22 protein-coding genes are annotated in these 26,126 nt (G+C 72.0%); 9 read left to right on the plus strand and 13 right to left on the minus strand.

Annotated features, from left to right (window positions below; genetic code table 11):
- Positions 1 to 102: 102 nt before the first annotated feature.
- Positions 103 to 1,557, minus strand: coding sequence for a dihydrolipoyl dehydrogenase family protein (locus tag FCI23_RS35870; RefSeq protein ID WP_211265587.1), 1,455 nt, complete (start codon positions 1,555 to 1,557; stop codon positions 103 to 105).
- A gap of 305 nt (positions 1,558 to 1,862) precedes the next feature.
- On the opposite strand from FCI23_RS35870, the gene FCI23_RS35875 reads away from it, so the two are divergent.
- On the plus strand, positions 1,863 to 2,288 hold the full coding sequence (locus FCI23_RS35875; protein ID WP_136728361.1) for an OsmC family protein: 426 nt from the start codon (positions 1,863 to 1,865) through the stop codon (positions 2,286 to 2,288).
- Between the two features lie 115 nt (positions 2,289 to 2,403).
- Here FCI23_RS35875 and FCI23_RS35880 read toward each other — a convergent pair whose 3' ends face one another.
- A complete protein-coding gene (locus FCI23_RS35880) occupies positions 2,404 to 2,709 on the minus strand; it encodes a GNAT family N-acetyltransferase (protein ID WP_136728362.1) in 306 nt (101 codons plus the stop codon).
- Positions 2,710 to 2,840: 131 nt separating this feature from the next.
- Here FCI23_RS35880 and FCI23_RS35885 point away from each other — a divergent pair, with 131 nt between their 5' ends.
- Both FCI23_RS35885 and FCI23_RS35890 read left to right on the plus strand, forming a co-directional pair.
- Positions 2,841 to 4,340 (plus strand): MFS transporter, encoded by a 1,500-nt coding sequence (locus FCI23_RS35885; protein WP_136728363.1) that lies wholly within the window; start codon positions 2,841 to 2,843, stop codon positions 4,338 to 4,340.
- Between the two features lie 249 nt (positions 4,341 to 4,589).
- Positions 4,590 to 5,786, plus strand: a complete 1,197-nt coding sequence (locus FCI23_RS35890; RefSeq protein ID WP_136728364.1) for a MarP family serine protease — start codon at positions 4,590 to 4,592, stop codon at positions 5,784 to 5,786.
- 15 nt (positions 5,787 to 5,801) lie between these two features.
- On the opposite strand, the gene FCI23_RS35895 is transcribed toward FCI23_RS35890, so the two are convergent.
- From FCI23_RS35895 to FCI23_RS35905, 3 genes are all read right to left on the minus strand, one after another.
- Positions 5,802 to 6,425 (minus strand): HAD family acid phosphatase, encoded by a 624-nt coding sequence (locus FCI23_RS35895; RefSeq protein WP_136728365.1) that lies wholly within the window; start codon positions 6,423 to 6,425, stop codon positions 5,802 to 5,804.
- Between the two features lie 73 nt (positions 6,426 to 6,498).
- A complete protein-coding gene (locus FCI23_RS35900; protein ID WP_136728366.1) occupies positions 6,499 to 6,747 on the minus strand; it encodes a hypothetical protein in 249 nt (82 codons plus the stop codon).
- 363 nt (positions 6,748 to 7,110) lie between these two features.
- Complete coding sequence (locus FCI23_RS35905) at positions 7,111 to 7,827, minus strand: MerR family transcriptional regulator (RefSeq protein WP_136728394.1); 717 nt, start codon at positions 7,825 to 7,827, stop codon at positions 7,111 to 7,113.
- A gap of 172 nt (positions 7,828 to 7,999) precedes the next feature.
- On the opposite strand from FCI23_RS35905, the gene FCI23_RS35910 reads away from it, so the two are divergent.
- The 5 genes from FCI23_RS35910 (at position 8,000) to FCI23_RS35930 (ending at position 12,216) form a co-directional block, all read left to right on the plus strand.
- On the plus strand, positions 8,000 to 9,499 hold the full coding sequence (locus FCI23_RS35910) for a flavin-containing monooxygenase (protein ID WP_136728367.1): 1,500 nt from the start codon (positions 8,000 to 8,002) through the stop codon (positions 9,497 to 9,499).
- On the plus strand, positions 9,496 to 10,416 hold the full coding sequence (locus FCI23_RS35915; protein WP_136728368.1) for an alpha/beta fold hydrolase: 921 nt from the start codon (positions 9,496 to 9,498) through the stop codon (positions 10,414 to 10,416). Before FCI23_RS35910 ends, FCI23_RS35915 begins: the two co-directional genes overlap by 4 nt.
- Entirely contained in the window at positions 10,413 to 11,276 is an 864-nt protein-coding gene (locus tag FCI23_RS35920; RefSeq protein ID WP_136728369.1) for an SDR family oxidoreductase, read from the plus strand. Before FCI23_RS35915 ends, FCI23_RS35920 begins: the two co-directional genes overlap by 4 nt.
- A gap of 354 nt (positions 11,277 to 11,630) precedes the next feature.
- On the plus strand, positions 11,631 to 11,942 hold the full coding sequence (locus FCI23_RS57000) for a hypothetical protein (protein ID WP_169317085.1): 312 nt from the start codon (positions 11,631 to 11,633) through the stop codon (positions 11,940 to 11,942).
- Between the two features lie 82 nt (positions 11,943 to 12,024).
- Complete coding sequence (locus tag FCI23_RS35930) at positions 12,025 to 12,216, plus strand: hypothetical protein (RefSeq protein ID WP_136728371.1); 192 nt, start codon at positions 12,025 to 12,027, stop codon at positions 12,214 to 12,216.
- A 65-nt stretch (positions 12,217 to 12,281) separates the two neighbouring features.
- On the opposite strand, the gene FCI23_RS35935 is transcribed toward FCI23_RS35930, so the two are convergent.
- The gene (locus tag FCI23_RS35935) at positions 12,282 to 15,617 is read right to left on the minus strand and encodes a S41 family peptidase (protein WP_407646073.1); all 3,336 of its coding nucleotides are present in this window, start codon (positions 15,615 to 15,617) and stop codon (positions 12,282 to 12,284) included.
- Positions 15,618 to 15,647: 30 nt separating this feature from the next.
- Complete coding sequence (locus FCI23_RS35940; protein ID WP_136728373.1) at positions 15,648 to 16,418, minus strand: SDR family NAD(P)-dependent oxidoreductase; 771 nt, start codon at positions 16,416 to 16,418, stop codon at positions 15,648 to 15,650.
- Between the two features lie 81 nt (positions 16,419 to 16,499).
- Between FCI23_RS35940 and FCI23_RS35945 the strand changes: the two genes are divergently transcribed.
- Positions 16,500 to 18,155: an FAD-binding dehydrogenase gene (locus tag FCI23_RS35945; protein WP_136728374.1), complete on the plus strand. Its 1,656-nt coding sequence runs from the start codon at positions 16,500 to 16,502 to the stop codon at positions 18,153 to 18,155.
- Between the two features lie 173 nt (positions 18,156 to 18,328).
- Here the strand turns inward: FCI23_RS35945 and FCI23_RS35950 are convergent, their stop codons facing one another.
- The 6 genes from FCI23_RS35950 to FCI23_RS35975 form a co-directional block, all read right to left on the minus strand.
- Positions 18,329 to 19,513 carry a serine hydrolase domain-containing protein gene (locus tag FCI23_RS35950; RefSeq protein WP_246144391.1) on the minus strand — a complete coding sequence of 395 codons (1,185 nt, stop codon included), beginning with the start codon at positions 19,511 to 19,513 and terminating at the stop codon, positions 18,329 to 18,331.
- An 800-nt stretch (positions 19,514 to 20,313) separates the two neighbouring features.
- On the minus strand, positions 20,314 to 21,621 hold the full coding sequence (locus FCI23_RS35955) for a YhgE/Pip domain-containing protein (RefSeq protein WP_136728376.1): 1,308 nt from the start codon (positions 21,619 to 21,621) through the stop codon (positions 20,314 to 20,316).
- 81 nt (positions 21,622 to 21,702) lie between these two features.
- Positions 21,703 to 22,626, minus strand: coding sequence for a 4-(cytidine 5'-diphospho)-2-C-methyl-D-erythritol kinase (locus FCI23_RS35960; protein ID WP_246144388.1), 924 nt, complete (start codon positions 22,624 to 22,626; stop codon positions 21,703 to 21,705).
- A gap of 416 nt (positions 22,627 to 23,042) precedes the next feature.
- Complete coding sequence (gene rsmA, locus FCI23_RS35965; RefSeq protein ID WP_136728378.1) at positions 23,043 to 23,939, minus strand: 16S rRNA (adenine(1518)-N(6)/adenine(1519)-N(6))-dimethyltransferase RsmA; 897 nt, start codon at positions 23,937 to 23,939, stop codon at positions 23,043 to 23,045.
- A complete protein-coding gene (locus tag FCI23_RS35970) occupies positions 23,936 to 25,093 on the minus strand; it encodes a resuscitation-promoting factor (protein WP_136728379.1) in 1,158 nt (385 codons plus the stop codon). The genes rsmA and FCI23_RS35970 overlap by 4 nt, the downstream gene beginning before the upstream one ends.
- Before the next feature lie 155 nt (positions 25,094 to 25,248).
- On the minus strand, positions 25,249 to 26,121 hold the full coding sequence (locus FCI23_RS35975; RefSeq protein WP_136728380.1) for a TatD family hydrolase: 873 nt from the start codon (positions 26,119 to 26,121) through the stop codon (positions 25,249 to 25,251).
- Between the last annotated feature and the right edge of the window lie 5 nt (positions 26,122 to 26,126).

Raw genomic sequence — 26,126 nt, forward strand, 5'->3', positions numbered from 1 at the left:
GCCTGTTACCCAGGTGTCAATGACCTGTGGTTAAGGCATGGTGACGGTCCTGTGGACGGTCGGTGACGCCGGATCGACGGCACCGCGCCGGCTGCCCTGCCGTCAGCCCCGGTACGTCTCCAGCAGCCGCAGCCAGATCTCACTGATCGTCGGATACGACGGCACCGCGTGCCAGAGCCGCTCCAGCGGCACCTCGCCCGCCACCGCGATCGTCGCCGAGTGCAGCAGCTCGGCGGTGCCCCGGCCGACGAAAGTCGCGCCGATCAGGTGCCCGCGGTCGAGGTCGACGACGATGCGGGCGCGGCCCCGGTAGCCGTCGGCGTACAGGGAAGCGCCCGCGACCTGCCCCAGGTCGTAGTCGACCGCCCGGACGCGGCGGCCCGCGCGCTCCGCCTCCTGCGCGGTCGGGCCGACCGCGCAGGCCTCCGGGTCGGTGAAGACGACCTGCGGTACGGCGGCGGTGTCGGCGGTCGCGGCGTGCGCGCCCCAGGGGGCGGTGTCCAGGGCGCGGCCCTCGGCGCGGGCGCCGATCGCGGCGCCCGCGATCCGGGCCTGGTACTTGCCCTGGTGGGTGAGGAGCGACCGGTGGTTCACATCCCCGGCGGCGTAGAGCCACTCGCCGTCGATGCCGCGCACCCGCAGGGTGTCGTCGACGTCCAGCCAGCCGCCGGGGGAGAGGCCGACCGTGTCCAGGCCGAGGTCGTCGGTGCGCGGTGCGCGGCCGGTGGCGAAGAGGATCTCATCGGACTCCAGCCGGCCGCCGTCCGACAGCACCGCGGTGACCGGCTCCGACTCCGCGGCCCGCCGCAGCTCCGTGACGGACACGCCGGTGCGGACCGAGACCCCGGCCGCGGTCAGCCCCTCCGCGACCAGCTCCCCGGCGAACGGCTCCATCCGGGGCAGCAGCCCCGAGCCCCGGACCAGCAGGGTAACTGTCGAACCGAGCGCGGCCCACGCCGTCGCCATCTCGACCCCCACCACCCCGCCGCCGACCACGGTCAGCCGCCCCGGCACCGTCGGGGAACTCGTCGCCTCCCGGCTCGTCCACGGATGCGCGTCCGCGATCCCCGGCAGCTCGGGCAGCATCGCCCGGGTCCCCGTGCACACCGCCACCGCGTGCCGGGCGGTCAGCGTCCGCCGCCCGCCGTCCGGCGTCTCCACCACCACCCGCCGCGGCCCGTCCAGCCGCCCCTGCCCGCGTACGAGATCGACCCCCACCGACTCCAGCCAACTCACCTGCCCGGCGTCCTTCCAGTGCGACGCGAACTCGTCCCGCCGCGCCAGCACCGCCGCCGCGTCCAGCTTTCCGGTGACCGCCTCCCGCGATCCCGCCACCGCCCGCGCGTCCGCCAGCGCCGCCACCGGCCGCAGCAGCGCTTTGCTGGGCATGCACGCCCAGTACGAGCACTCGCCGCCCACCAGCTCGCTCTCCACCACCGCCGTGGTCAGCCCGGCTGCCCGCGTCCGGTCCGCGAGATTCTCCCCGGTCGGTCCGGCGCCGATGACGATCACGTCATACGTATCGGGCAGGGCCTTCGGGGCGGTGGCGGTGGTCATACGTGGCTCCTCATGAAATGACGATCCGAAACTCCCACCGTAGACACCCCCCGCGCCCCCGGCACCCCGAACGTGCGCTCTACCGTCCGGGCGGGACGGTCAGGCCGCCGGCAGACGCACCGTGAACACTGCGCCGCCCGGGACGCCCCCGGACAGGCCCTGGGCCCTGGCCGGGCGGCGCGGGCCATCTGCCATTGCGCGCCACCCAGTTCGGAGCGTCCGGTTCGGTCGCATCACGGTGGCCTCTGATGGAGACTGGAGATCCGTTATCGCTTTTGGAACAGCTGTACACAGGAGGAACCCATATGGCCACCACGCGCATCGCCCGCACCGGGTGGGAAGGCAACCTGCTGGAGGGGAAGGGTGTTGTCACCCTCGCCACCTCCGGGGTTGGCGAGTTCCCGGTCTCCTGGGCGTCGCGAGCCGAGCAGGCGAACGGGAAGACCAGCCCGGAGGAGCTGATCGCGGCCGCGCACTCCAGCTGCTTCTCGATGGCGCTCTCGCACGGTCTCAGCCAGGCCGGCACCCCGCCGACCCGCCTCGACACGCAGGCCGAGGTCACCTTCCAGCCGGGTGAGGGCATCACCGGTATCCACCTCACCGTCAAGGGCGAGGTGCCGGGGCTGGACGAAGCCGACTTCGTGAAGGCGGCGGAGGATGCCAAGGCGAACTGCCCGGTGAGCCAGGCCCTCTCGGGCACGACGATCACACTGACGGCGGGTCTCGCCTGAAGAAGTTGAGAACGGTCACCCGGGGGGCCCGCGCGGTGGCAGTACGGCTGGTCGGCGTCGGCGCCGCAGCCGCACAGCACCGCGCGGGCCCTTGGCGCGGGCCTTCGGGCTCCGCTCAGTCCGCGACCCGGCTGCGGGGTTGGTACTCCAGGTCCTGGTAGTCGGGGTGGTGGGCGATCCAGCCCGCGAAGAAGGGGCAGGCGGCGAGGACTTTGCGGCCGCTGGCCCGGGCGTCGTCCAGACCGCGGCGGGCGAGGGCGGAGCCGATGCCCTTGCCCTCGTACTCGGGCTCCACCTCGGTGTGGATGAAGGCGACCATGTCGGGCGTCCGCAGATACACGGCGAGGCCGGCCAAGTGGCCGTCGACCTTGGCTTCGTAGCGCCTGGCGTTCGGGACGTCGGTCACGATCGTCGTCGTCATGACATCCACTCTAGGAAGACTGTTCGGTTAACGCGATCGAAACGCTTGCGTTTCGATGTGAGGCAGCGTAACGTCTCGGGTACGAAACGGTTCTGTATCGCAGAAGCCCTACTCGACTGGAGTACGTCCCCATGTCCCAGACCACTGAGACCACCCCTGTCGGGGCGCCGGTCGAGGAGCACGAACGGCACCCGCGCCGTTGGTGGATCCTCGCCGTCGTCGCCCTCGCGCAACTCATGGTCGTGCTCGACGCGACCATCGTGAACATCGCACTGCCGTCGGCCCAGAAGGCCCTCGGCTTCTCCAATGGCGACCGGCAGTGGATCGTCACCGCCTACGCCCTCGCCTTCGGCAGTCTGCTGCTGCTCGGCGGACGGATCGCCGACCTCTTCGGCCGCAAGATCGTCTTCCTGATCGGCATCGTCGGCTTCGCCGGGGCCTCGGCACTGGCCGGCGCGGCCGGCAGCTTCGAAGTCCTGGTCGCGGGCCGCGCCCTGCAGGGTCTTTTCGGCGCACTGCTCGCCCCCGCCGCGCTCTCGCTGCTCACCACGACCTTCACCGACGCCAAGGAACGCGCCAGGGGCTTCGCCATCTACGGCGCCGTCGCCGGCTCCGGCGCCGCAGTCGGACTGCTGCTGGGCGGCCTGCTCACCGAGTACTTCAACTGGCGCTGGACGCTGTACGTCAACCTGGTCATCGCCGTGCCCGCCTTCATCGGCGGACTGCTGCTCCTGGACCGCCAGAAGAAGGCCGCCGACCGGCCGAGGATCGACATCCCCGGCACCATCCTGGTCACGACCGGTCTGTTCAGCGTCGTCTACGGCTTCTCCAACGCCAACACCTACAACTGGGGCTCCCCGATGGCCTGGGGCTTCCTCGCCGCGAGCGCCGTGCTGCTGGTCGCCTTCACCTGGTGGCAGACCAAGGCCGCGCACCCGCTGCTGCCGCTGCGTGTGCTCCTGGACCGCAACCGCGGCGCGTCCTACCTCGCCATGCTGGTCGCCAGCGTCGGAATGTTCGGCGTCTTCCTCTTCCTCACCTACTATCTGCAGCTCACTCTCAGCTTCAGTCCCGTCAAGACCGGCCTCGCCTTCCTTCCGATGGTCCTCGCCCTCATGGTTTCCGCGCAGCTCTCCACGACCATGCTCGTGCCGCGCTTCGGCCCCAGGCCGGTCGTACCGGCAGGCTTCGGGCTGGCCGCGGCCGGCCTGGTCTGGATGACCGCTCTCGGGCTGGACAGCACATACGCCGCCAACGTGCTGCCGCCGCTCATCGTCATCGGCATCGGCCTCGGCGCGGTGATGCCGGCGGCGATGTCCCTGGCCACCGCGGGCGTCGCGGCCGACGACGCGGGTGTCGCGTCCGCCGCCGTCAACGCCATGCAGCAGATCGGCGGCTCGATCGGTACGGCACTGATCAACACCCTGGCCGCCAGTGCCGCCACCGGCTACCTGGTCGGCAAGGACCCCACCAACAAGCTGGTGCAGGCCGAGGCACTGATACACAGCTACTCCACCGCCTACTGGTGGTCGGCCGGGTTCTTCACCGCCGGCCTTGTGCTCGCCGCGCTGCTGTACCGGAGCGGTGTCCCGCAGCAGGACCCGGAAGCGGCGCCCGCGGTCCACATGTGATGCGGAAGACGCATGTGACCTCGCATGCGACCTGTTGAGCTGGGGCCGCCTTGAGCGGAGGACGCGGCCCCGAACGCGCCGACTCGTGGGGACGGGGTGCGGCGCGGAGAATGGGCCCGGTGGGGCTTCCCGGCGAGGGAGCCACCCCACCGGGCCCATTCGCGTGCGACGTACATCACATAAAGGAACCAATCGTAGGTTAATGTGCGTACCTGGAGGCGTGGGGGCACGTAATGGAAAGGGTCCCGCGTGAACCTGCTCGACCTGCTGCTGGTCCTCGTCGCGCTCGGATACGCCGCCGCCGGATACCGCCGCGGACTGATCGCGGGCTGCGTGTCCTTCGCCGGATTCCTCGGCGGCGCGGTCATCGGCGTATGGGCGCTGCCGAACGTGCTCGACCACTTCCAGACCGGAAGCAGGACCGCCACCCTCGTGGCGATCCTCACCGTGCTGCTCCCGGCCGCCGCCGGGCACGCGCTCGCCTCCGGGCTTGCCTTCAGGGCGCGCAAGCGCCTCAACTGGGGCCCGGTCCGATGGGCTGACGGCGTCGGCGGGGCCGTCGTGAACTCGATCGCGGTGCTGCTGGTCGCCTGGGTGGCGGCGTGCGTGCTCGTCTCGTCGTCCTCGACGATGATCTCCCGGGCCATCCGCGGTTCCGCGGTGCTCGGCGCCGTGCAGGGCGCGATGCCGGCGCAGGCGCCCACCTGGTTCAACCGGGCCACCGGCGCGCTCACCGCCGCCGGGTTCCCGCAGGTCTTCAACCCCTTCGAGAGCGAGCCGGTCAACGGCGTCGCCGCGCCCTCCAGTGACAACGTCACCGCGGCCGCGACGGCCGCCGCCAAACGGTCCACCGTCAAGATCGAGGGTGTCGCCGACGTCAACGGCGGCCACCGGGGCCAGGAGGGCAGCGGCTTCGTCTACGCCGCCGGACACATCATGACCAACGCCCATGTCGTTGCCGGTGTCACCGAACCCACCGTCCAGCTCGGCGGTGCCGGACCCCAGTACATCGCCCGCGTCGTCCTCTTCGACCCGGCCAAGGATGTCGCCGTCCTCGATGTCCCCGGCCTGTCCGCCCCCGTGCTCAACTTCGCCGGCCCCGCTGCCCGGGGCGCGGCCTCCGTCGTCGCCGGCTACCCCGAGAACGGCGTCCTGGACCTGCGGGCCGCCACCGTCGCCGGCCGCATCCAAGCCCACGGCCAGGACATCTACGGCGACGGCGCCGTCACCCGCGACATCTACCAGATCCGCTCCACGGTGCGGCCGGGGAACTCCGGCGGCCCCCTCCTCACGAAGTCCGGTGCCGTCTACGGTGTCGTCTTCGCCCGCTCCACCACCGACACCACGACCGGCTACGCCCTCACCTCCGAGGAGGTCACCGCCGACGCCGCCCGCGCCGCGACCGCCACCACGCCGGTTGACACCGGCACCCGCGCGGCGCTCTGACCCGCGCCGCCGGGATCAGTCGAGCAGGCCGTCGTAGTCGGGCAGTTTGAAAGTGCGCTCCGCGTGGCCGCCGACGAGGTCGGTGGCGCTGTTGCCGATCTTGGCGATGATGGTGTAGCCGCTGGCCTCGATCTTCGCGCGTTGGGCCGTCTTGTAGGTGCCGAGGTCGGTGAAGAGATCCGAGAGGGACCGGGTGTAGAGCCCGGCGACGGAGTAGCCGACGTTCTCGAGGTTGTAGCGGGTCGTCAGGTCGAGGATCTCGGGCCGGGCGCTGACGAAGAAGATGTCGACGCCGCGGGCGTGCGCGTCCTTGGTGAGGGCGAGGACGGACTGGACGGCGGGGGTGGGATAGCCGCCGGTGTAGTACGTCTCCAGCGAGGTGTTGTCGATGTCGAGGACGATCGCGAGCTTCCCGCCGGAGGCGGCGCGCTGTGTGACGTAGGCCTGCGCCTGGTCGGTGACGGCCGCGACATCCTGGAGCCAGGTGGCGTACGTGGGGGCGGTGGCCGCCGGGGTGGCGGTGAGGGCCGGTGCCGCCGTCGAGGCGTGTGCGGGGGCGGCGATGCCGAGGCCTGCGGCACTGGTGGCGAGGACGAGGGCTGCCGCTGCTAAACCGCGTCGCGTTCTGGATGTGTACATGCGGAATATGTACACCAGTTCGGGTGGACGGCAACAGTGCGTGGGATTACCGATGGGTAATTATTTGCCGTACCTATTCGGCGCCGTTCACGGGCTCGTCGGGGAGGCTGTCCCAGGCGTCGCCGTGCCGGAGCAGGTCGTAGCCGTGTTCGGCGGCGATCGCCTCGGCGTGCTGGCGGCTGCGGATGCGGACCTCGTAGCGGTGGCTGGTGACCTGGGGGTGGACGCCGTCGGCATCCTGGAAGACCTCGATGGCGTGGGTCTCGTAGACGATGTGACCCTGGGTGTCCTGGAGCCGGACCAGATGCATGCTTGCGGACATAGGACTCACTCTCCGCGGGAAGAGCCCCCTGCTCACAGGATCTCATGAAGGCGCCCGACACCGCTGTGCGCGCCGGCGACGCCCCGTCAGGGGTGCCGGGCGCCTAAGAGGCCGCGCGAATAGGGTGGGGCGGCGTCGCGTGCCGAGCTGTGACATCAGCCGACTCCGTCGGCGGGGGCGCCTGGAAGTGTTGCCGTCGGTGTCGGTCGACGACTCTCCCCCAGACTCCGTCCGGGAGGTGCCCCCGCCAAGCTCTCGGCTCCGCTCGAGCAGGGGGCACCCCCATCGAGGACATCCCCGGCGCCTTGGAATCGCACGCACCAGACCGCGTCCGCTCTCCGATCGAAGGTCACCCGACAGGCTCTAAGACCTGTCCGCGGCCCCGCCGCGCACCGCCTTGTCGATCTCCTCGCGCATGCGGCGGTCCATGGCCAGGGCCAGCTCCGCCTCGACGACGGTCTTGACCAGCGGCCGTAGCCGGGCCACGACATCCATGATGGCGGTGGTGTCGCCCGCCTTCAGATCGGCCTCGGCCTCGGCGAGTATGTGGGTGTGGGCCAGCTCGACAAAGACCTCGGCGAGGGAGTCGAGCCCGCTGCGCATGGTGCGGCTGGCGGCCAGCACCGAGGCGAGGGGGATGCCTTCCTGTACGAGGGCGGCCGAGGCCTCCAGCAGGCGGCGGCTGATGTGCACGACGTCGTCGCCGTCGACGGCGAGGTAGCCGATCTCCAGCGCGGTGGCGAGATTCTCGGCGGTGGCGTGGTCGCCGTAGTGGTCGGCCAGCTCCTCGGGGGCGAGCCGGACGGGGGTCTCCTCGGACCAGGGGGTGGCTATGGCGCTGTCGAGACCGAGCAGCTCGCCGACGCCCCGGCCGCTCTCCCACGCCGCGGTCAGCTCGGCGATTCCGCCCAGGGTGTGGCCACGGCTGAGCAGCCCCGCGATGGCGCGGAGGCGGGCGAGGTGGTGGTCGTTGTACCAGGCGATACGGCCGTCCCGGCGCGGAGGCGGGAGAAGTCTGCGCTCACGGTAGAAGCGGACGGTACGGACGGGGATGCCGGCGGCAGCCGCTAGCTCGGCCATCCGGTATTCGCTCACCTGTTCGTTGCCTTCGTCCACGGGGTCAAGCGTAACCAGCCGCGTATGACCAGGATCTCCCGCGCACAACCTCTACCCGCGGTAACCCGCGTGCTCTACGCTGCGAACCACGCCAGTGATTGCTGGCGGAGTCTGATGGCGGCGAGAGGCGGGCGGTATGGCCGAGCACGTCAGGGTGGCGGTGATCGGAACCGGGTTCGGCGGGCTCGGCGCGGCTGTGCGGCTGCGCCGCGAGGGGATCACCGACTTCGCCGTACTGGAGCGGGCCGACGCGGTCGGCGGGACATGGCGCGACAACAGCTACCCCGGCTGTGCCTGCGACGTGCCCTCGCACCTGTACTCCTTCTCCTTCGCGCCGAACCCGGAATGGCCCCGGGCCTTCTCCGGGCAGCCGCACATCCGCGCCTACCTGGAGTGGGTGACCGACACCTACGGACTGCGCCCGCACATCCGCTTCAACACCGAGGTGGAGCAGGCACGCTGGGACGGGGACAGCAACCACTGGCACCTCCGTACCAGCCGGGGGGAGCTGACGGCCGACGTCGTCATCTCCGCCACCGGCCCGCTCTCCGACCCGAAGCTGCCCGACGTACCGGGGCTCGCGCAGTTCCCCGGGCGGGTCTTCCACTCCTCGCGCTGGGACCACGACTACGAGCTCAAGGGCAAGCGCGTCGCCATGATCGGCACCGGCGCGTCCGCCATCCAGATCGTGCCGGCGATCCAGCCGGAGGTGGCGAGGCTGACGGTGGTTCAGCGCACCCCGCCGTGGGTGCTGCCACGCGTGGACCGGGGGATCGCCAGGGGCGAGCAGTGGCTGCACGGCAGGATCCCGGCGACGGCGAGGGCGCGGCGCGGGCTGCTGTGGCTGATCAGGGAATTCCAGGTCGGGGCGTTTGTGAAACACCCGAAGCTGATGAAGACCGTCGAACAGCTGGCCAGGGCCCATATGCGGCGGGCCGTCAGAGACCCGGCGCTCCGCACCAAGCTCACCCCCGACTACACGATCGGCTGCAAGCGCATCCTGCTGTCGAACGCCTACTATCCGGCGCTCGCCCGGCCCAACACCGAGGTCGTCGCCTCCGCGCTGAAGGAGGTGCGCGGGTCGACCGTCGTCATGGCCGACGGCACCGAGCGCGAGGTCGACGCGATCATCTTCGGCACCGGCTTCCATGTCACCGACATGCCCATCGGCGACCGAGTCATCGGCGCCGACGGGCGCACCCTCGCCGAGCACTGGAAGGACGGCATGGCCGCCCTGCGCGGCTGCACGGTCGACGGCTTTCCGAACCTGATCTTCATCATCGGGCCCAACAGCGGCCTCGGGAACAGCTCGATGATCCTGATCGCCGAAGCCGCGGTCAACTACGCCGCCGACTACCTGCGCACCCTCAAACAGACCGGCGCCGCCGCGCTCGACGCCAAACCCGCCGCCGTACGCGCCTGGAATGCCGAGATGCAGCGCCGCATGGCCCGTACGGTATGGAACACCGGCGGCTGCACCAGCTGGTACCTGGACTCCGAGGGCCGCAACACCACCGCCTGGCCCGGCACGACCGCCGAGTACCGGCGTGCGACGCGCCGGCTCAGAATCGAGGAGTACGACGTGTTGCTCACCGCCGCGGCCCCCGCCCTCGCCCCCGTGGAGGCCGCCATATGAGCCGGTACGCACTCGTACCCCCGGGCCGCGAGCTCACCGTCCGCTCGGCGGACGGCACCGCCATCCACGTCGAGGAGTACGGCGCCGGGGCCGGGACGGCGGCGCCGGTCGTCGTCCTCATCCACGGCTGGACGTGCTCCACGCACCTCTGGGCGCCGGTCGTCCGTGAGCTCGGGGACGGGCTCCGGGTCATCGCCTACGACCAGCGCGGCCACGGCCGCAGCGCCGTCCCCGCCCGGGGCGGCTACAGCACAGCCGCACTCGCCGACGACCTGGCCGCCGTCCTGGACGCGGTGCTCGCCGAAGGGGAGCGGGCGGTGCTCGCCGGCCACTCCCTGGGCGGCATGACGGTGCTGGCGGCGAGCGACCGGCCCGAGATCCAGGCCCGTACGGCCGCGGTGTTGCTCGCGAGCACCGGCAGCGCACGGCTGGTCGCGGGTGCCATGGTGCTGCCGGCCCGGGTGCGCTCGCGGCGCGTGCGGGACGCGTTCGCGCGGCTGATGCTTCTCTCGTCCCTCCCGCTCGGACCGGTCACCCCGCTGAGCCGGGCCGCCCTCAAATACGCCGTGATGGCGCCCGGCGCCACCCCTGAGCAGGCCGCCGCCACCGCCCGCATCGTCCACGCCTGCGGACGGCGGCCCCGCGCCGCCTGGGGACGCGTGCTCGCCGGGCTCGACCTCGACCCGGGCGTGACGGCGCTGCGCGCACCCACCGCCGTCCTCGTCGGCACCGCCGACAAGCTGACCCCGCCGGTGCACGCCCAAGACATCGTCGCCCGGCTGCCCCACTGCGTCGGGCTCACCGAACTCCCCGGCCTCGGCCACATGACCCCTCTGGAGGACCCGGACGCCGTCGCCGGCCTCATCCGGCGCCTCGCCCAGGACCACCTGCGAGTACCAGCCGGAGGCACCGCATGAACGGCAAGGTCGTTGTAGTCACCGGCGCCGCCCGTGGCATCGGAGCACAGCTCGCCCGCAAACTCGCCGCCCGCGGCGCCCGGCTGGCGCTGATCGGCCTGGAGCCGGACGAGTTGAAGGCCGTCGCCGAGTCCATCGGCCCCGACGCCGGCCACTGGACGGCGGACGTCACCGACCGGGACGCGATGGCGCGCGTCGCCGCCGAAGTGGTCGCCCGGTTCGGCCGCGTGGACGTCGTCGTCACCAACGCGGGCGTCGGGACCGGCGGCCCCTTCCTCGACTCCGACCCCGCCGACTTCGAGCGTGTCATCCAGGTCAACCTGCTCGGCAGCGCCGGCACCGCCCGCGCCTTCCTGCCCGCCCTCCTCGCATCGCGCGGCTACCTCCTGCAGATCGCCTCCCTCGCCGCGATCGCCCCCGCGCCGATGATGACCGCCTACTGCGCAAGCAAGGCGGGCGTCGAGGCCTTCGCCCACTGCCTGCGGGCGGAAGTCGGCCACAAGGGCGTCAAGGTCGGCGTCGGCTACCTCAGTTGGACCGACACGGACATGGTGCGCGGCGCCGACGAGGACCCCGTCATGCGGGCGGCCCGGTCGCGGCTGCCCTGGCCCGCCAACCGCACGTACCCCCTGGAACCCGCGGTGGACCGGATCGTCGCCGGCATCGGGCGACGATCGGCCCACGTCTACGCCCAATGGTGGGTGCGCGGAATGCAGCCCCTGCGCGGCTACTTGCCGTCCCTCCTCGGCGGCGCGCTCGGCCAACGCGAGATCCGACGCCTCGAGGCCCAACTCGCCGCCACCCCCGGCCCCCGCCCCGGCCTGATCGGCCCAGGCGGCGCTGCGGCACGCGGCCTTTAGCCAGGCCGGCTGGCCAATACGGCACCGGGCGCCTCCGGCGCCCAAGTGCCGGTGGCGATGGCGCATGACGTCCCGGGTCCTGGCACACAGTCGTGGGGGCATCTCCCAGCGGTAGCTGGGGGCGAGTCACCCCGGAGGCGACCCCGACCCAAGAACCGGCAGACGCTCCCGCAAACGGCGCAGGGCACCAAAATCGAGCCCCTCCGGCGTTTGAGGACGGATCGGCGACCACCGCAGACGAAGCGGGAGGGACACCGGGCACGCCCTGACCTGCGCTTTGTGCCCGAAATGCGACCTTTCGGTACTCGTGTCAGTCTGGTCGAGGCCCATCCGAAACATCACGAAGGAGTGATCATGGGCAAGTCCGACGACATGGGCGGTAAGGCCAATCCGGAGCGTGACCAGGCCCGTAAAACGGCCAAGGAGCGCGGCCAGCAGGCGGCCCAGCAGCCCGGGCAGCAGCCCGGCCGGCAGGCGGGCCAGCAGCCCGGCCAGCAGCCCGGCCGGCAGACCGGGGAAGCGATGCGCGAGCAGCAGTCGCAGCAGTCGCAGCGGGCCCGCAAGGCCGGCAAGCCCGGTGAGAAGCAGCGCGAGGACCTCCGGGACAGCGTCCCGGACGAGCTCAACGACGCTTCCCACACGGAGCGCGAGAGCTGGGACACCTGAGCCTCCCGCCCCTGAGCGATGAGCTCATCGCTCACAAGCACCAAAGCATCAAGCCCATCCGAATCGCCATGAAGGAGTGACCATGGGCAAGCGAGACCAGTCCAAGAAGCCCAAGCAGCAGGTTCGCGGCAAGGCAGCGGACAAGCAGCCGAGCGGCGCCGTGGGCGCCACGAGCGTCATGGACCACACGGGTGCCATGGACGGGGTGTCGGTCCCGGTCGAGGGCGACAGCAGGCACATCAGCGCGGACGAGCGACGAAAGCGTAATCGCTAGTCAGGACGCGTAACCGTAAACCGTAAGGGGCGTGCTCCCGGGAGCACGCCCCTTACCCACGCCCGTCACCACTGCCGCGGCGGCAGCCCGGGACGCCGCCGGTCCGGCCGGTCGGAAAGGTCGGGCGGGGTCGACGCGGGGTGCTGCTCCAGCAGATTCAGTGCCGTACGGACCGCCACCGCAAGCTGCGTGTTGCGGCCTTCCGCCCAGTCCAACGGCGTGCGAAGAGATGGGATGTCGGGGTCGACGCCGTGGTTCTCGACGCCCCAGCCGTACTCATTGAACCAGGCCGCGTTCATCGGCACCGTAATGACGGAGCCGTCGCCGAGCCGGTGACGGCCGGTCATGCCGACAACGCCGCCCCAGGTGCGCGATCCCACCACCGGCCCGAGGCCGAGGAGTTTGAAGGCCGCGGCGATCATGTCCCCGTCCGAGGAGGTCGCTTCGTCCGCGAGGGCGACGAGCGGCCCGCGCGGTGCGTCGCTGGCGTAGGAGACGGGCTGGGCGTTGCGGGTATGGTCCCACCCCAGAATCGTGCGGCTGAGCTTCTCGATGACGAGTTCGCTGATGTTGCCGCCCGCGTTGCCCCGTACATCCACGATGAGCGCCTCGTATGTGACCTCCATCCGCAGGTCGCGGTTGAACTGGGCCCAGCCGGAGCCGCCCATGTCCGGGATGTGCAGATAGCCGCACCGGTGGCGGCTCAACTCCCTTACGACGGAGCGCCGCTTGGCGACCCAGTCCTGGTAGCGCAGCGGCCGCTCGTCGATCAGCGGCACCACCGCCACCCGGCGCGGCGGGCCCTGGCCCCCCGGAGGGAGGAAGGTCAGCTCGACGGTCGTGCCGCCGGCACCGGCGAGCAGCGGGTACGGGCCTGTCACGGGGTCCACCCGGCGGCCGTCGACATGGGTGAGGACCGCGCCCTCGCGGATGCCGGTGCCGGCCAGCGGCGAGCGGGCCTTGGAGTCGGAGGACTCGCCGGGCAGGACCCGCCGCACGATCCAGGTGCCCTCTTGGGTGCGGACGAAGTTGGTGCCGAGCAGCCCGATCGGCCGCTGGTAGTGCGGTGGGCCCTCATTGCGGCGGGCCGGGGCGACATACGCGTGCGAGGTGCCGAGTTCGCCGAGCACTTCACGCAGCAGGTCCGCGAACTCGTCCGGGGACGCGACCCGTTCGACCAGCGGCCGGTACTGGTCGAGGACGGCGTCCCAGTCGATGCCGCACAGGTCCGGCGCCCAGAAGTAGTCACGGATGATGCGGCCGGCCTCGGCGTAGGACTGCCGCCACTCGGCGGCCGGGTCCGCCTCGTGGAGGACGCGTCGCATGTCGACGTAGACCGTCGAATCGGCGTCGCCGGGCTCGGTGGCGGGGACCACCGTCAGATCGCCGTCGTCGAAGACGACCAGACGGGCGCCGTTGCCGCTGACCGCGTACCAGTCCATGTGGTGGATCAGCTCGGTCTCCTTGGCCTTGGCGAGGTTGAAGTATTCGAGCGACGGGCGGGAGGACGGGTCGGTCGGATTGGCGAACGTCTCGCCCAGCGCCCCCGCGATCGGCCACCGCAGCCACACCAGCCCGCCGCGCACCGGCTCCAGCGAGGAGTACTTCGACGCCGGTACGGGGAACGCGGTGACCCGGCTCGCCAGCCCCTCGGCCTCGACGACCACCGGCCCTTCCCCCAGGCCGTCCGCGTCGAATCCGCCGGCCGCCGGGCGGCCCTCGACGGGCAGCGCGAAGGGCGAGGGGGTCGCGGAGTTGAGCGGTACGAGATAGGGACGGCAGCCCAGCGGGAAGGAGAGGTCGCCGGTGTGGACGTCGTACACCGGGTCGAAGCCGCGCCAGGAGAGGAAGGCGAGATAGCGGCCGTCGTCGGTGAAGACCGGCTGCTCGTCCTCGAACCGGCCGTTGGTTATGTCGATGATCGTTCCGTCCGCCAGCTTCGCGATCTTGATCTGCCGCAACGACCGCCCGATCCATGGATGCGACCACGCGATCCACGCCGAGTCCGGAGAGAACGACAGGTCCCGCACCGGCCCGTTGATCGAAATGATCAGCTCGGTGACCGTGCCCGCCGCGTCCGGCTCGGTGTTCACCAGCAACAGCCGCCCGTCGTTCGCGGCCACCGCCAGCGTCGCGCCGTCCGGCGACGAGACCAGCTCATGCACCCGGCCCAGCTCGCCGCAGGCCAGCCGCCGCCCGCCGCTGCCGCACGGCGGACGCGGCTGCGGTGCGGCGTCCGCAACGGCGTCGGCGTCCAGTGCCTGGGGCTGGGCCTGTCCCAGGGGACGGCCCGGGAGATCGGCGATCTCGATCGCGTCCTCGCCCTCGGCGTCCGTGACGAAGGCGATACGGCCCGTCGTGCCCAGCATCGTCGGCAGCCGCACCCGTGCCCCCGGCTCGTCGGCGATCGTACGGGCCGGGCCGTCCCGGTGCGTCAGCCAGTACAGGCTGCCGCGTACGCAGACCGCGCTGGCCCGCCCCGTGAGGTCGCAGGCCAGCGAGTCGAGATGGGACGCCGCAGGCACCTGGTACGGGCGGCGGCCGGTACGCGGGCCGGCCAGGCGGACGTCGAGGCGGCGCGGCCCGGCGGCGAAGTCGGCGAGCCGGTCGTGCAGCCACACTTCGCCGGCGCACTGGTAGACGACCCGGGCGCCGTCCGTCGCGGCGTTGCGGGCGTAGAAATCGGCATGGTCGGTATGGCGCCGCAGATCCTTGCCGTCCGGCAGACAGGAGTACAGATTCCCGATGCCCTCGTGGTCGGACAGGAACGCGATCCGCTCGTCCACGAACATCGGCGACTCCAGATGCCCGTTCAGCTCCGGCAGCAGTCTCTCCCAGCCGCCGGCATCGCCGTGCAGCCACAGCCGCCCCGTCGCCCCGCCCCGGTACCGCTTCCACGCGTGCGGCTCGTGCGGCGGCGTCCCGGTGAGCAGCAACGTACGGCGCACCCCCTCGGCACTGTCCCGCACAGCGATGTCGGAGGCCGGCCCCCACGGCAACCGCCGGCCCGGGCCGCCCTCCGCCGGGACGCTGTACGCGTGCGCGTAGTGCGAGAACGGCTGCCCGTGCGAGGACACCGCCAGGATCTGCCCGTCCGGACTCCACGAGCGGACCCGCGCGTCCGGGCTGCCCCAGTACGTCAGCCGCCGCGCCGGGCCGCCTTCCACCGGGGCCAGGTAGATCTCCGGATCGAGGCTGCGCCACCCCGTGAACGCGATCGCCGTCCCGTCCGGCGAAAACCGCGGCTGCCCCACCTTGGTCCGGTCGGCGGTCAGCCGCCACGCCCGGCCCGGCCCGAGCGGCGCCACCCACACGTCGTCCTCGGCGACGAAGGACACCAGATCGCCGTGGAGGTGCGGATACCGGAGGTATGCCTCGCGTGCGTCGCTCACTCCTCCCATGCTTCGGGGCGTGGCGGGCACGGGCAACTTTTAGCGCCGGAAGCCCAAGTGGCTGATGAGGATGCCGCCGTCGACAGGGAGCGTGACGCCGGTGATCCACGAGGCGTCGGCGGAGGCGAGGAAGAGCACAGCGGCGGCGATGTCCTCGGGCTCGCCGACGCGGCCGAGGGGGTAGAGGGGGGCGATATGGCCGAGGTCGTCCTCGCGACCGGCCCAGGCGGCGGTACGGACCGTGCCCGGGGCGATCAGGTTGACGCGGACGCCACGGGGGGCGGCATGGACGGCGAGCGTGCGGGTGAGAGACGCGAGGCCGGCCTTCGCGGCGCTGTAGGCGTGGCAGCCGAAGTCGTGCTCGCCGTTGACGGAGCCGATGTTGACGATGGCGCCCCGGCGGTCGGGAGCGACGGCCAGATGGGGCAGCGCGGCGCGGGCGCATCGCATGGCGCCGGTGAGGGTGATGTCGATGTCCTGGTGCCAGAGGTCGTCGGGCTGGTCCTCGAAGAGCGGGGCGTCGGCGTGGCATGAATAGGCGTTGTTGACCAGGACGTCGAGGGAGCCGAAGCGGTCGGCGGCGTGGGCGACGGCGGCCTCGACCGCCGCCCGGTCGCCGATGTCGCAGGCCAGCCCCTCGGCGTTGCCGCCGGTGCCGCGAATTTCGGCGGCGGTCCGCTCCGCGTGGTCCCCGTCGAGGTCGGTGACGAGGACCGCGGCGCCCTCGGCCGCGAAGCGGCGGGCGGTGGCGGCGCCGATGCCCTGCGCGGCGCCGGTGATGAGCACTCCGTATCCGTCGAACCGTCGCATCGTTCTCCCGGTACTCTCGCCTACCTACCGGTCAGTACCGTAGCGTGCCCCTCACTCGCCGCTGAAGAGAAGGGCACCTCTATGGCGCTGGACGCAGACGTCATCGTCGTCGGAGCAGGACTCGCCGGGCTGGTCGCCACGGCCGAGCTGGCCGACGCGGGCCGCAAGGTGATCCTGCTGGACCAGGAGCCGGAGGCATCGCTCGGCGGGCAGGCGTTCTGGTCGTTCGGCGGTCTGTTCCTCGTCAACTCGCCCGAGCAGCGGCGGATGCGTATCAAGGACAGCCATGACCTCGCCCTCCAGGACTGGATGGGCACCGCGGGCTTCGACCGCGAGGAGGACAAGTGGCCGCGCCGCTGGGCCGAGGCGTACGTCGACTTCGCCACGGGCGAGAAGCGCGGCTGGCTGCACGCCCAGGGCATCCGCTTCTTCCCCGTTGTCGGCTGGGCGGAGCGCGGCGGCTTCCTCGCCACCGGCCCCGGCAACTCCGTGCCGCGCTTCCACATCACCTGGGGTACCGGCCCCGGCGTCATAGCCCCGTTCGTCCGCCGGGTCCGCGAGGCCGTGGCGCGCGGGCGGGTGGAGCTGCGCTTCCGGCACCGGGTGACCGGCCTGGTGGCGACCGGCGACACGGTCGAGGGCGTGGCGGGCGAGGTACTGGTGCCCAGCGACGCCCAGCGGGGGCAGGCGAGTTCGCGGGAGATCGCCTCGGAGTTCCAGCTCACCGCCCAAGCGGTAGTCATCACCTCCGGCGGCATCGGCGGCAACCACGACCTCGTACGGAAGCAGTGGCCGCAGCGCCTGGGCAAGGCCCCGGAGAAGCTGCTCTCCGGCGTTCCGGCGCATGTGGACGGCCTGATGCTCGGGGTCGCCGAGCGGGCGGGCGCCAACCTGATCAACGGCGACCGGATGTGGCACTACACCGAGGGCATCGAGAACTGGAACCCGATCTGGGCCAGGCACGGCATCCGGATCCTGCCCGGCCCGTCCTCGCTCTGGCTGGACGCCACCGGAAAGCGGCTGCCGGTGCCGCTCTTCCCCGGGTTCGACACCCTCGGCACGCTTGAGCACATCCTGACGACCGGGTACGAGTACACCTGGTTCGTCCTCACCCAGAAGATCATCGAGAAGGAGTTCGCGCTCTCCGGCTCCGAGCAGAACCCGGACCTCACCGGCAAGAGCGTCCGCGAGGTCCTCAAGCGCGCGCTGCCGGGCGCGCCCGGCCCGGTGGAGGCCTTCAAGGAGCACGGCGCTGACTTCGTGGTCGAACGGGACCTCTCCGCGCTTGTGCGCGGCATGAACGCCATCACCAAGGACGCCCTCATCGACGAGACCGCCCTGCGCCGCGAGATCGAGGCCCGCGACCGCGAGATCGCGAATACCTTCACGAAGGATCTGCAGGTCACCGCCATTCGCGGGGCCCGCAACTTCATCGGCGACAAGCTCATCCGCACCGCCGCCCCGCACCGCGTCCTGGACCCGAAGGCGGGCCCGCTCATCGCCGTACGGCTGAACATCCTGACCCGCAAATCGCTCGGGGGACTGGAGACCGATCTGGACGCGCGGGTGCTGCGGGCCGGCGGAGAGCCGCTGGCCGGGGTATACGCGGCGGGGGAGGCGGCCGGGTTCGGCGGCGGCGGGGTGCATGGATACCGGTCGCTGGAGGGCACGTTCCTCGGCGGCTGCATCTTCTCCGGCCGCACGGCGGGGCGTGCGGCGGCGGCGGCCACGGCGTAGGGGGTCGCCTGCGGCGGGCTTCAGGGCTGCTGCGGGGCCCTAGGCCCGGGTAAACCCAAGGCGAAGCCCCGGCAACCACCCAGCCCGTCCGGCGTTTGAAAACCTGGGGTCTGGGGCCTGGGGCAAAGCCCCAGTTTCGGAAGGGGCGGGGAGGGGAAAGCGCGCCGCAGGCGTCAGAGGCAAGACCGCACCGCCCTGACCAGGGCCTGGGCCCGCGGGTCCGCGGTGACGTTCTTCTGCATACCGTTGGTGACGTAGCCGAAGCCAATGCCCGACTCGGGATCGGCGAAGCCGAGAGAACCGCCGCGCCCGGGGTGCCCGAAGGAACCCGGAGCCAGGAACGGCGAGGACGGGCTGTGGAGCATGTAGCCGAGGCCGAAGCGGGTCGTGACGACCAGCACCCGGTCCGGGCCCTCCGATTCGACGGTGCGGGCCGCCGTGAGCGTGGCAGGGGCGAAAAGCTTCCGCCCGGGGCCCTCCACGTCGCCGACCAGCGCCGCGTAGAAGCGGGCGAGTGAGCGGGCCGAGGCGATTCCGGCGGCGGCGGGCAACTGGGCGGCGCGGTAGGCCGGGGAGTTCTCGTCGGGGTGCGGGGTGATCGCCGCGAAGGCGCGCCGGGTGAGTGACCCTTGGTCGGCGTAAGCGGCGGTGACGGAACGCTTGGGGCGGGCGCGTGGTCCATGGGCGGACGCACCGGCAGGGGCGACCGGGGGTTCCACGGGGGCGATGCGGCCGGTGCGGTGGGCCTGGTCGGCGGGGATGCCGACCCAGAGGTCGAGGCCGCCGAGGGGGCGGGCAATCTCCTCGGCGATGTAACGCCCGACGGTGCGGCCGGTGGCGCGCAGCACAAGCTCCGCGATCAGCCAGCTGTACGTATGGGCGTGGTAGCCGTGGCCGTCACCGGGGGTCCAGAAGGGGGCCTGGACGGCGAGCGCGTGGGGACCGGAGACGCCGTCGACGGCCTCGGCGGGGGTGAGGGGGGTGTCGAGGGCGGGGACGGCTGCGCGGTGGGCGAGAGCGTGCCGCAGGGTGGCGCGTTCCTTGCCGTTGGCCTTGAACTCGGGCCAGTAATGGGCGATGGGAGCGTCCAGATCCAGCTGGCCGCGCTGGTGCAGGAGGAGCAGGCAGGCGGCGGCGACGCCTTTGGTGGCGGAGCGCACGATCTGCACGGTGTCCTCGGCCCAGGCCGGGCCGGACGGCGCGTCGGCGTCGCGGGCGCCGCCCCACAGGTCGACGACCTTGCGGCCGTGACGGTACAGCGCGACCGCCGCGCCCAGCTCTACCCGCTCGTCGAAGTTGCGCCGGAACGCGTCCCGGACCGGCTCGAAGCCGTCCTCTACCGTGCCGTGGACGTCCACCACTGGTCGTACTCCCCCCGCACTGCCCGCATCCGTCACACCATGGTGCACCGGTCGCCCACGGTGACGTCTCCGGGGGCCGTGACGTCTGCGTAAACCCTGCCCTCGCCGGGCCGGCCGGGGCGGCGCCGGGTGCTTTTGGTGCCCTGCGCCGTTGTGCGGGGGCGTCTGTTCGGTGGGTGGGTCGGTGTCGCCTCCGGGGTGACTCTCCCCCAACCTTCGGCCGGGAGGTGCCCCCCCGACAGTGTTGCCAGCACCCCCTGTACCATGCGCCATCGCCACCGGCATACGGCGACAAAGTCTGCGGGGACACCCCTGCACCGCCCCCTCCGGCCGGTAGGGCGACTACGGTGCGTGGTTCCTTGGGTCCAAACCACCGGGTGCGGGGCGTTGGTTTTACGGTCTCCGCCACGAGCGGCCGTAACGCGCCCATGCGGCCGGGAGGGGACGCGCCGGGGTGTCCCCGCAGGGGACGAGCGCATGCACCCCGGGTGAGTCTGTTGCGGACCCGCACGCGCGAGCTCCGAGGAGATCACCCCACAGCGGCCCCGACCCCGACCACGGATATGGCGTGGCGGCACGCACGACCACCCAGCCCGTCCGGCGTTTGAGGACGCGCGGCAACCCTGGCAGACGGAACGCAACCGTGCCGGCACGCACGACAACCCAGCCTGTCCGGCGCTTGAGGACGGAGCGGCAACCATCGCAGAGGGGGCGGAACCGGCACCCCCGGCAGACGGGGCGGAACCGGCACCCCGGCAGACGGGCAACCCTGCCGTGCCGGTCCGGCCGGACAAACGTCAGCTCCGGGGGGATTGAATGTGGTTGGGGTGGACGCGATGGTAGCCGCGCTTGTCGTAGAAGCGGGTGATGCCGAATCCCAGGACCAGGGCGACCGCCAATCCCACCCCGAGCATGATCCAGGCACGCTGAAGGCCCGCGTCGGCCCGCGCGTCGAAGTAGATGATCGCGCGCGTGCCCCCGCCGATCTGCCGCATGGGCTCGAACAGGGCCAGCACCCGGTAGAAGCCGGGCAGCGCCTCCAGGGGGACCGTGGCACCGGCCGAGGGGATGGACAGCGCGACGAAGAAGAACATGCTGATCACCTGGCCCAAGCCGCCGAAAGCAGCCAGGATGGTCTGCGCGCTGATGCCCACCACCGCGCTGGCGCAGACCGCGAACACCCACAGCTGGAGCAGGTGCGGCAGGTCCAGTCTGATGATCACGGCCGTGGCCAGCACGATGGCGCTGGAGGTGACCATGGACAGGGCCGCCGACATCACCATCTTGATGACCAGTGTCTGGGTCCGGTTGATCAGCAACGGCGACCTCATGCGCCTCTTGGGCCCCAGCTCGCTCGGGGCGTAGCCCAGAGCAGCGTCCACGCTGTTGCTGACGATGTTCGCGCCCAGGAAGCCGGACAGCACGAACAGCAGCGTCAAGTAGAAGGCCGTGAGCCCCAGGCCGGTGCGCGCACCGATGCGGTGTCCCGGCGCGGTGGTCGAGGCGATCGGGTTGCCGAGCAGCATCAGCTGCGCAGGGGTGGGTTGCGCGCCCGTGGCCCGCAACTGCGCCTTGAGGTCCGCGCCGACCTTCTGCGAGGAGACGCGCAGGGCCTGCTGCTCGACGCCCGTGGCCAGGGAAGAGGCCAGACTCCCCGCGCCCGGATTCGTCAGCAGCGTCACCTGGGGGTGGCGGACGCCCGTGGCGGCGGCTGCCCGCGCCGGGGTGGCGATGATGGCCTGCAGGGACGAGGAGAAGTCCCGGGGGACATCGATGCCGCCGTAAACCCGGCCCGAGTCGAAGGCGTCCTTGGCCGCGGCGGGACTCATGATCCGCCAGGACACGCGCCGGCCGGGATCCGGCGCTGTGGCGACGGCCTGGACGAATTGCTTTCCCCATGGCCCGGTGTCGTGGTTGATCAGCGCGATCGGCAGGTGACGCATCGAGCCCTGGGGGTCGGCGATCCCCCCGGTATAGACGAGTGAGAGAACGAAGGAGACCAGAGTCACCAGCACCGAGGGGAACACCCACACCGGCCACTTGCCCAGGATCTGCCGCGCAGTGATCCTGCGGGGATCTTGCTGGGTGCTCTGCTCGCCGGACATGCGTCCATGCAAGCACGCGAGTGGGACGAATGCCCTGATTCTGGCGGCGTCGCACCGTGGGGCGCCCTGCCGGGCGGGCTCTCAGGAAGTGGCCTCAGCGGGCGTGGGGACGACGACCGCCCCCTGCGCCGGGGCGGCCGCCGCGCGGGCGGTGCGGCAGGTACCGGAGGTGAGGAGGGCGGTGGTGAGGGCGGCGGCGGATGCGGCGTCCTTGGCGAGAAAGGCGCAGGTGGGGCCGGAGCCGGAGACGAGCGCGGCGAGCGCCCCGGCGTGGGTGCCGGCGTCGAGGGTTTCCCGCAGCGAGGGCCGGAGGGAGAGGGCGGCGGGCTGGAGGTCATTGGTGAGGGCGGCGGCGAGTGCGGTGGTGTCGCCGGTGCGCAGGGCGTCCAGAAGGACGGGAGCGGGCTCGGGGGCGGCGATGACGGCGGCGCCGCGCAGCCGGTCGCACTCGCGGTAGACGGCGGGGGTGGAGAGGCCGCCGTCCGCCACGGCGAAGACCCAGTGGAACGTGCCGCCGACCGGCACCGGGGTGAGCAGCTCCCCCCGGCCCTGGCCGAGGGCCGCGCCGCCGATCAGGCTGAATGGCACGTCGCTGCCCAACTCCGCGCACAGTGCGAGGAGTTCCGGCTGGGACGCGCCGGTTCCCCACAGTGTGTCGCACGCCAGCAACGCCGCTGCGGCGTCGGCGCTGCCGCCCGCCATGCCTCCGGCGACCGGAATGTCCTTGATGATGTGGATGTGGACATCCGGCGCCAGGCCGTGCCGCTCCGCGAGGGCGATGGCGGCGCGGGCCGCCAGGTTGGTGGCGTCCAGCGGGATCTGGTCGGTGCCCGGTCCGGACGCGGTGACGCGGAGCGTGTCGGCGGGCGTGACGGTGACCTCGTCGTACAGGCCCACCGCGAGGAAGACGTTGGCCAGGTCATGAAAGCCGTCCGGCCTCGGGCCGCCGACCGCGAGCTGGACGTTGACCTTCGCGGGTACGCGGACGGTGACGCTGCGGCTCACGGTTCTCCTAGCGGGCGGTGCGTTCGGGCGGGCCGCGTCCATTGTCCCCCGGCCTGCCGGGGTCCTTGCCTGCGGCGCGGGGTCGTCGAGGCATACCCCGGCGCCACCACCGGCTCAGGCGCCCCGGGGCGCTGCGGCTGACCTTGCGGTTCCGGGTAATGGGCGGCTGGGTGGGCATGCCCACCCAGCCGCAGACAGCAGGGGCGCTCGGCCCAGCGCAGCGGCGCCGCAGGCGCGGTACCGCTCACCGGGCGGCCGGGTCGGAGCGAGCCGCCCGTCCGGGCATCGCGACTGTCTCGGGCGAGCCCGCCCCTCGTGGACCGTGCGCCGTTCCGGGTAATGGGCGGGTGGGTGGGCATGCCCTGCGCCGCAGGCGCTGGAACCGCCCAACCGGCCGCCGGGCGGGCGGCTCGCAGTCAGCCGGAACCCCCGCCGGAGGCGGGCCCGTGCTCGGCGATGGCGGCGAACTCCTCGACCGTGATCGCCTCCCCGCGGGCCTGCGGGGACACCCCCGCCGCCACAAGCGCGGCCTCTGCCGCAGCCGCCGACCCGGCCCAGCCCGCGAGCGCGGCGCGCAGCGTCTTGCGGCGCTGCGCGAAAGCGGCGTCGACGACGGCGAAGACCTGGGCGCGTGAGGCGGTCGTCTTCACCGGCTCGGGCCGCCGCACCAGCGAGACCAGGCCGGAGTCGACGTTCGGTGCGGGCCAGAAGACGTTGCGGCCGATCGCCCCGGCCCGCTTGACGTCGGCGTACCAGGCCGCCTTGACCGAAGGCACACCGTAGATCTTCGAGCCTGGAGCGGCGGCGAGCCGGTCGGCGACCTCCGCCTGCACCATGACCAGGGTGCGCTCGATGCTGGGGAAGGAGGCGAGCATGTGCAGCAGCACGGGGACCGCGACGTTGTACGGGAGGTTGGCGACCATCGCGGTGGGCGGCGGCCCGGGCAGCTCGGCGATCCGCATCGCGTCGGAGTGCACCAGCGCGAACCGCTCCGCGCGGGCGGGCGGCAGGCGGGCGGCGACGGTGGACGGCAGGGCCGCCGCCAGCACGTCGTCGATCTCGACCGCGGTGACGCGGTCGGCGGCCTCCAGCAGGGCGAGGGTGAGCGAGCCGAGCCCCGGGCCGACCTCGACGACGACGTCGTCCGGGCGGACCCCCGCGGTGCGGACGATCCGGCGCACGGTGTTCGCGTCGATGACGAAGTTCTGGCCGCGCTGCTTGGTGGGGCGTACCCCGAGCGCGGCGGCGAGTTCGCGGATGTCGGCGGGGCCGAGGAGCGGGCCGGGGAGAGGGTCGCGATCAGTGGTGCTCACCGAAACAGCCTACGGCCGCAGACCGGCCACGGAGTCGCCCCCCTGGTGACGTAGAGCTTCTTCGCGCGGTACGTCTGCTCCTCCGCCGGAGCGTCCTGCGGCCGCCCTTTGCCGCCGATGGCATGCCAGGTGCCGACGTCGAACTGGTACAGCCCGCCGTACGTCCCGGAGGCGTCGACGGCGTCCGGCCGCCCGCCGGCCTCGCAGCGGCCGAGCGCGTCCCAGTTGAGCCCGTCGGCCCCTGCCACCGACTCCGGCAGCGGCTTCGTACCGACCCGCAGCACCTGGGGGACGGGCTCGCGCACCAGCTCGGAGCCGAGCGCTCTCGGCTTCTGCTTGACGCCGTTGACGGTGCGGTACGCGTACGTCACCCGCCGCAGCCCGGGCCGGCCAGGGGCGTCGACGACTGTCGTGCCCCGGAAAAGGCTGCCGTCCCCGTGCCTGACGATCGCGTACGGGACCGGCTCCTCGTGGACCTCCTCGCGCCCCCGGATCCGCAGTACCGACACCGTCTGGCCGTCGCGGGGGAAGCTGTCGGGGTCGACGGAGGTGGTGTCCTGGCCATGCAGGACGATCCCGGCCCGCTCGACGGCTTCGCGTACGGTCGCGGCGTTGGTGGTGACGGTGCGCTCCCGGCCGTCGATGAGGAAGGTGAGGGTCCGCTCGGTGCGTACGTCGAGATCGAGGCCGCTCCGGCCGATCTCCGAGCCGCGCGAGGTCGACAGATACGCCCCGTCGGCGCGCACGCCGAGCTGGCGCAGCGCCTCGTCGACGGTGCGGGCGGTGGTCCAGACCCGGCGTCGGCGGCCGTCGAGGGTGAGGGAGACCGGGCGTCCGTGGCGGACGGCGACCTCGTCGCCATTGCGCAGTCCGGCGTTCCGGCCGGGGGCGACGATGTCGTGGCTGCCGGTCCGGACTCCTTGCAGGCGAAGCAGTTCCTCGACGTCGTTGGCGAAGGTGTGCAGGTTGCGCGGCTCGCCGTCGACGCTCAGCCTGACGGCCTTGTCGTTGGCCAGGAAGGCGGACGTTCCGCCGGCCAGGAACGCCAGGACCAGCGCGCGGGGGAGCAACTGACGCAGGGCGTCAGGCCTCTCCGCCTTCCTGGCGGCCTGCCCTCCGCGCACTCCGCGATGACTGCGCTGCGAATGATTCACGACGACTCCAGTACGTCCGGCACGCCGTACGGCCGATTACGACCCGATTCGGAACCGGGACCATAGCGGAGTTTTCGTCACGCTCCAAAGTCGGATGAACACGTTGCGTCATCGGTGGAGGTTGCTCGGAAGTTGCTCGGAAGTCCAGCGGCCACTCAGTATCCGAACGCCCGGGCCGTGTTGGCCCCGATCGCCGCCGCGAGCCGGTCCTCCGTAACGCCCTTGGCCGCCGCCATCGCGCGCAGGGTGACCGGAACGAGGTACGGCGCGTTGGGCCGTCCTCGGTACGGCACCGGCGTGAGGAACGGTGCGTCGGTCTCGACCAGCAGCAGTTCCAGCGGGGCGACCCCGACCGCGTCGCGCAGATCCTGCGCCGACTTGTACGTCACGTTGCCGGCGAAGGACATGTAGTAGCCCTTGTCCGCGCAGAGCTTGGCCATGCCGGCGTCGCCGGAGTAGCAGTGGAAGACCACGGTGTCCGGCGCGCCCTCCTCGTCGAGTATCCGCAGCACATCGGCGTGGGCCTCGCGGTCGTGGATGACCAGGGCCTTGTCGTGCCGTTTGGCCATGTCGAGGTGCCGGCGGAAGGAGTACTGCTGGGCCTCGACGCCCTCCGGCCCCGTACGGAAGTAGTCGAGCCCCGTCTCGCCGACGCCGCGCACCTGGGGCAGTGCGGCGAGGGCGTCGATCGCGTCGAGCGCCGCGTCCAGGGCGGCCTGCCCGCCGGGCTGCCGGGCCCCTTGCCGCGACCGGCCGTCGGGGTCGCCGTGGACGATCCGGGGAGCCTCGTTCGGGTGCAGGGCGACGGTGGCCCAGATGTTCTCGTACCGCTCGGCGGTATCGGCCGCCCAGCGGGATCCGTCCAGGTCGCAGCCGACCTGGACCAGGGTCGTCACACCGACCGAGGCGGCCTTGGCCACGGCCGCCTGGACGGTGCCCTCCTGCATGTCCAGATGGGTGTGCGAGTCCGCTACGGGGACGGCGAGCGGCTCGGGCAGGGGCGGGGCTTCGGTGCTCTTCGACGGCATGCCCC

This window comes from Actinacidiphila oryziradicis (assembly GCF_005047355.1).
In the GTDB taxonomy this organism is placed as follows: Bacteria; Actinomycetota; Actinomycetes; order Streptomycetales; family Streptomycetaceae; genus Actinacidiphila; species Actinacidiphila oryziradicis.

Excerpts from the sequence above, each read along its gene's own strand:
- FCI23_RS35895 (WP_136728365.1), bottom strand. The coding sequence starts at position 6,425 with ATGTACACATCCAGAACGCGACGCGGTTTAGCAGCGGCAGCCCTCGTC.
- FCI23_RS35875 (WP_136728361.1), top strand. The coding sequence starts at position 1,863 with ATGGCCACCACGCGCATCGCCCGCACCGGGTGGGAAGGCAACCTGCTG.
- FCI23_RS35975 (WP_136728380.1), bottom strand. The coding sequence starts at position 26,121 with ATGCCGTCGAAGAGCACCGAAGCCCCGCCCCTGCCCGAGCCGCTCGCC.
- FCI23_RS57000 (WP_169317085.1), top strand. The coding sequence starts at position 11,631 with ATGGGCAAGTCCGACGACATGGGCGGTAAGGCCAATCCGGAGCGTGAC.
- FCI23_RS35910 (WP_136728367.1), top strand. The coding sequence starts at position 8,000 with ATGGCCGAGCACGTCAGGGTGGCGGTGATCGGAACCGGGTTCGGCGGG.
- FCI23_RS35920 (WP_136728369.1), top strand. The coding sequence starts at position 10,413 with ATGAACGGCAAGGTCGTTGTAGTCACCGGCGCCGCCCGTGGCATCGGA.
- FCI23_RS35905 (WP_136728394.1), bottom strand. The coding sequence starts at position 7,827 with ATGGCCGAGCTAGCGGCTGCCGCCGGCATCCCCGTCCGTACCGTCCGC.
- FCI23_RS35870 (WP_211265587.1), bottom strand. The coding sequence starts at position 1,557 with ATGACCACCGCCACCGCCCCGAAGGCCCTGCCCGATACGTATGACGTG.
- FCI23_RS35915 (WP_136728368.1), top strand. The coding sequence starts at position 9,496 with ATGAGCCGGTACGCACTCGTACCCCCGGGCCGCGAGCTCACCGTCCGC.
- FCI23_RS35945 (WP_136728374.1), top strand. The coding sequence starts at position 16,500 with ATGGCGCTGGACGCAGACGTCATCGTCGTCGGAGCAGGACTCGCCGGG.
- FCI23_RS35885 (WP_136728363.1), top strand. The coding sequence starts at position 2,841 with ATGTCCCAGACCACTGAGACCACCCCTGTCGGGGCGCCGGTCGAGGAG.
- FCI23_RS35880 (WP_136728362.1), bottom strand. The coding sequence starts at position 2,709 with ATGACGACGACGATCGTGACCGACGTCCCGAACGCCAGGCGCTACGAA.
- FCI23_RS35955 (WP_136728376.1), bottom strand. The coding sequence starts at position 21,621 with ATGTCCGGCGAGCAGAGCACCCAGCAAGATCCCCGCAGGATCACTGCG.
- FCI23_RS35930 (WP_136728371.1), top strand. The coding sequence starts at position 12,025 with ATGGGCAAGCGAGACCAGTCCAAGAAGCCCAAGCAGCAGGTTCGCGGC.
- FCI23_RS35940 (WP_136728373.1), bottom strand. The coding sequence starts at position 16,418 with ATGCGACGGTTCGACGGATACGGAGTGCTCATCACCGGCGCCGCGCAG.
- FCI23_RS35935 (WP_407646073.1), bottom strand. The coding sequence starts at position 15,617 with ATGGGAGGAGTGAGCGACGCACGCGAGGCATACCTCCGGTATCCGCAC.
- FCI23_RS35900 (WP_136728366.1), bottom strand. The coding sequence starts at position 6,747 with ATGTCCGCAAGCATGCATCTGGTCCGGCTCCAGGACACCCAGGGTCAC.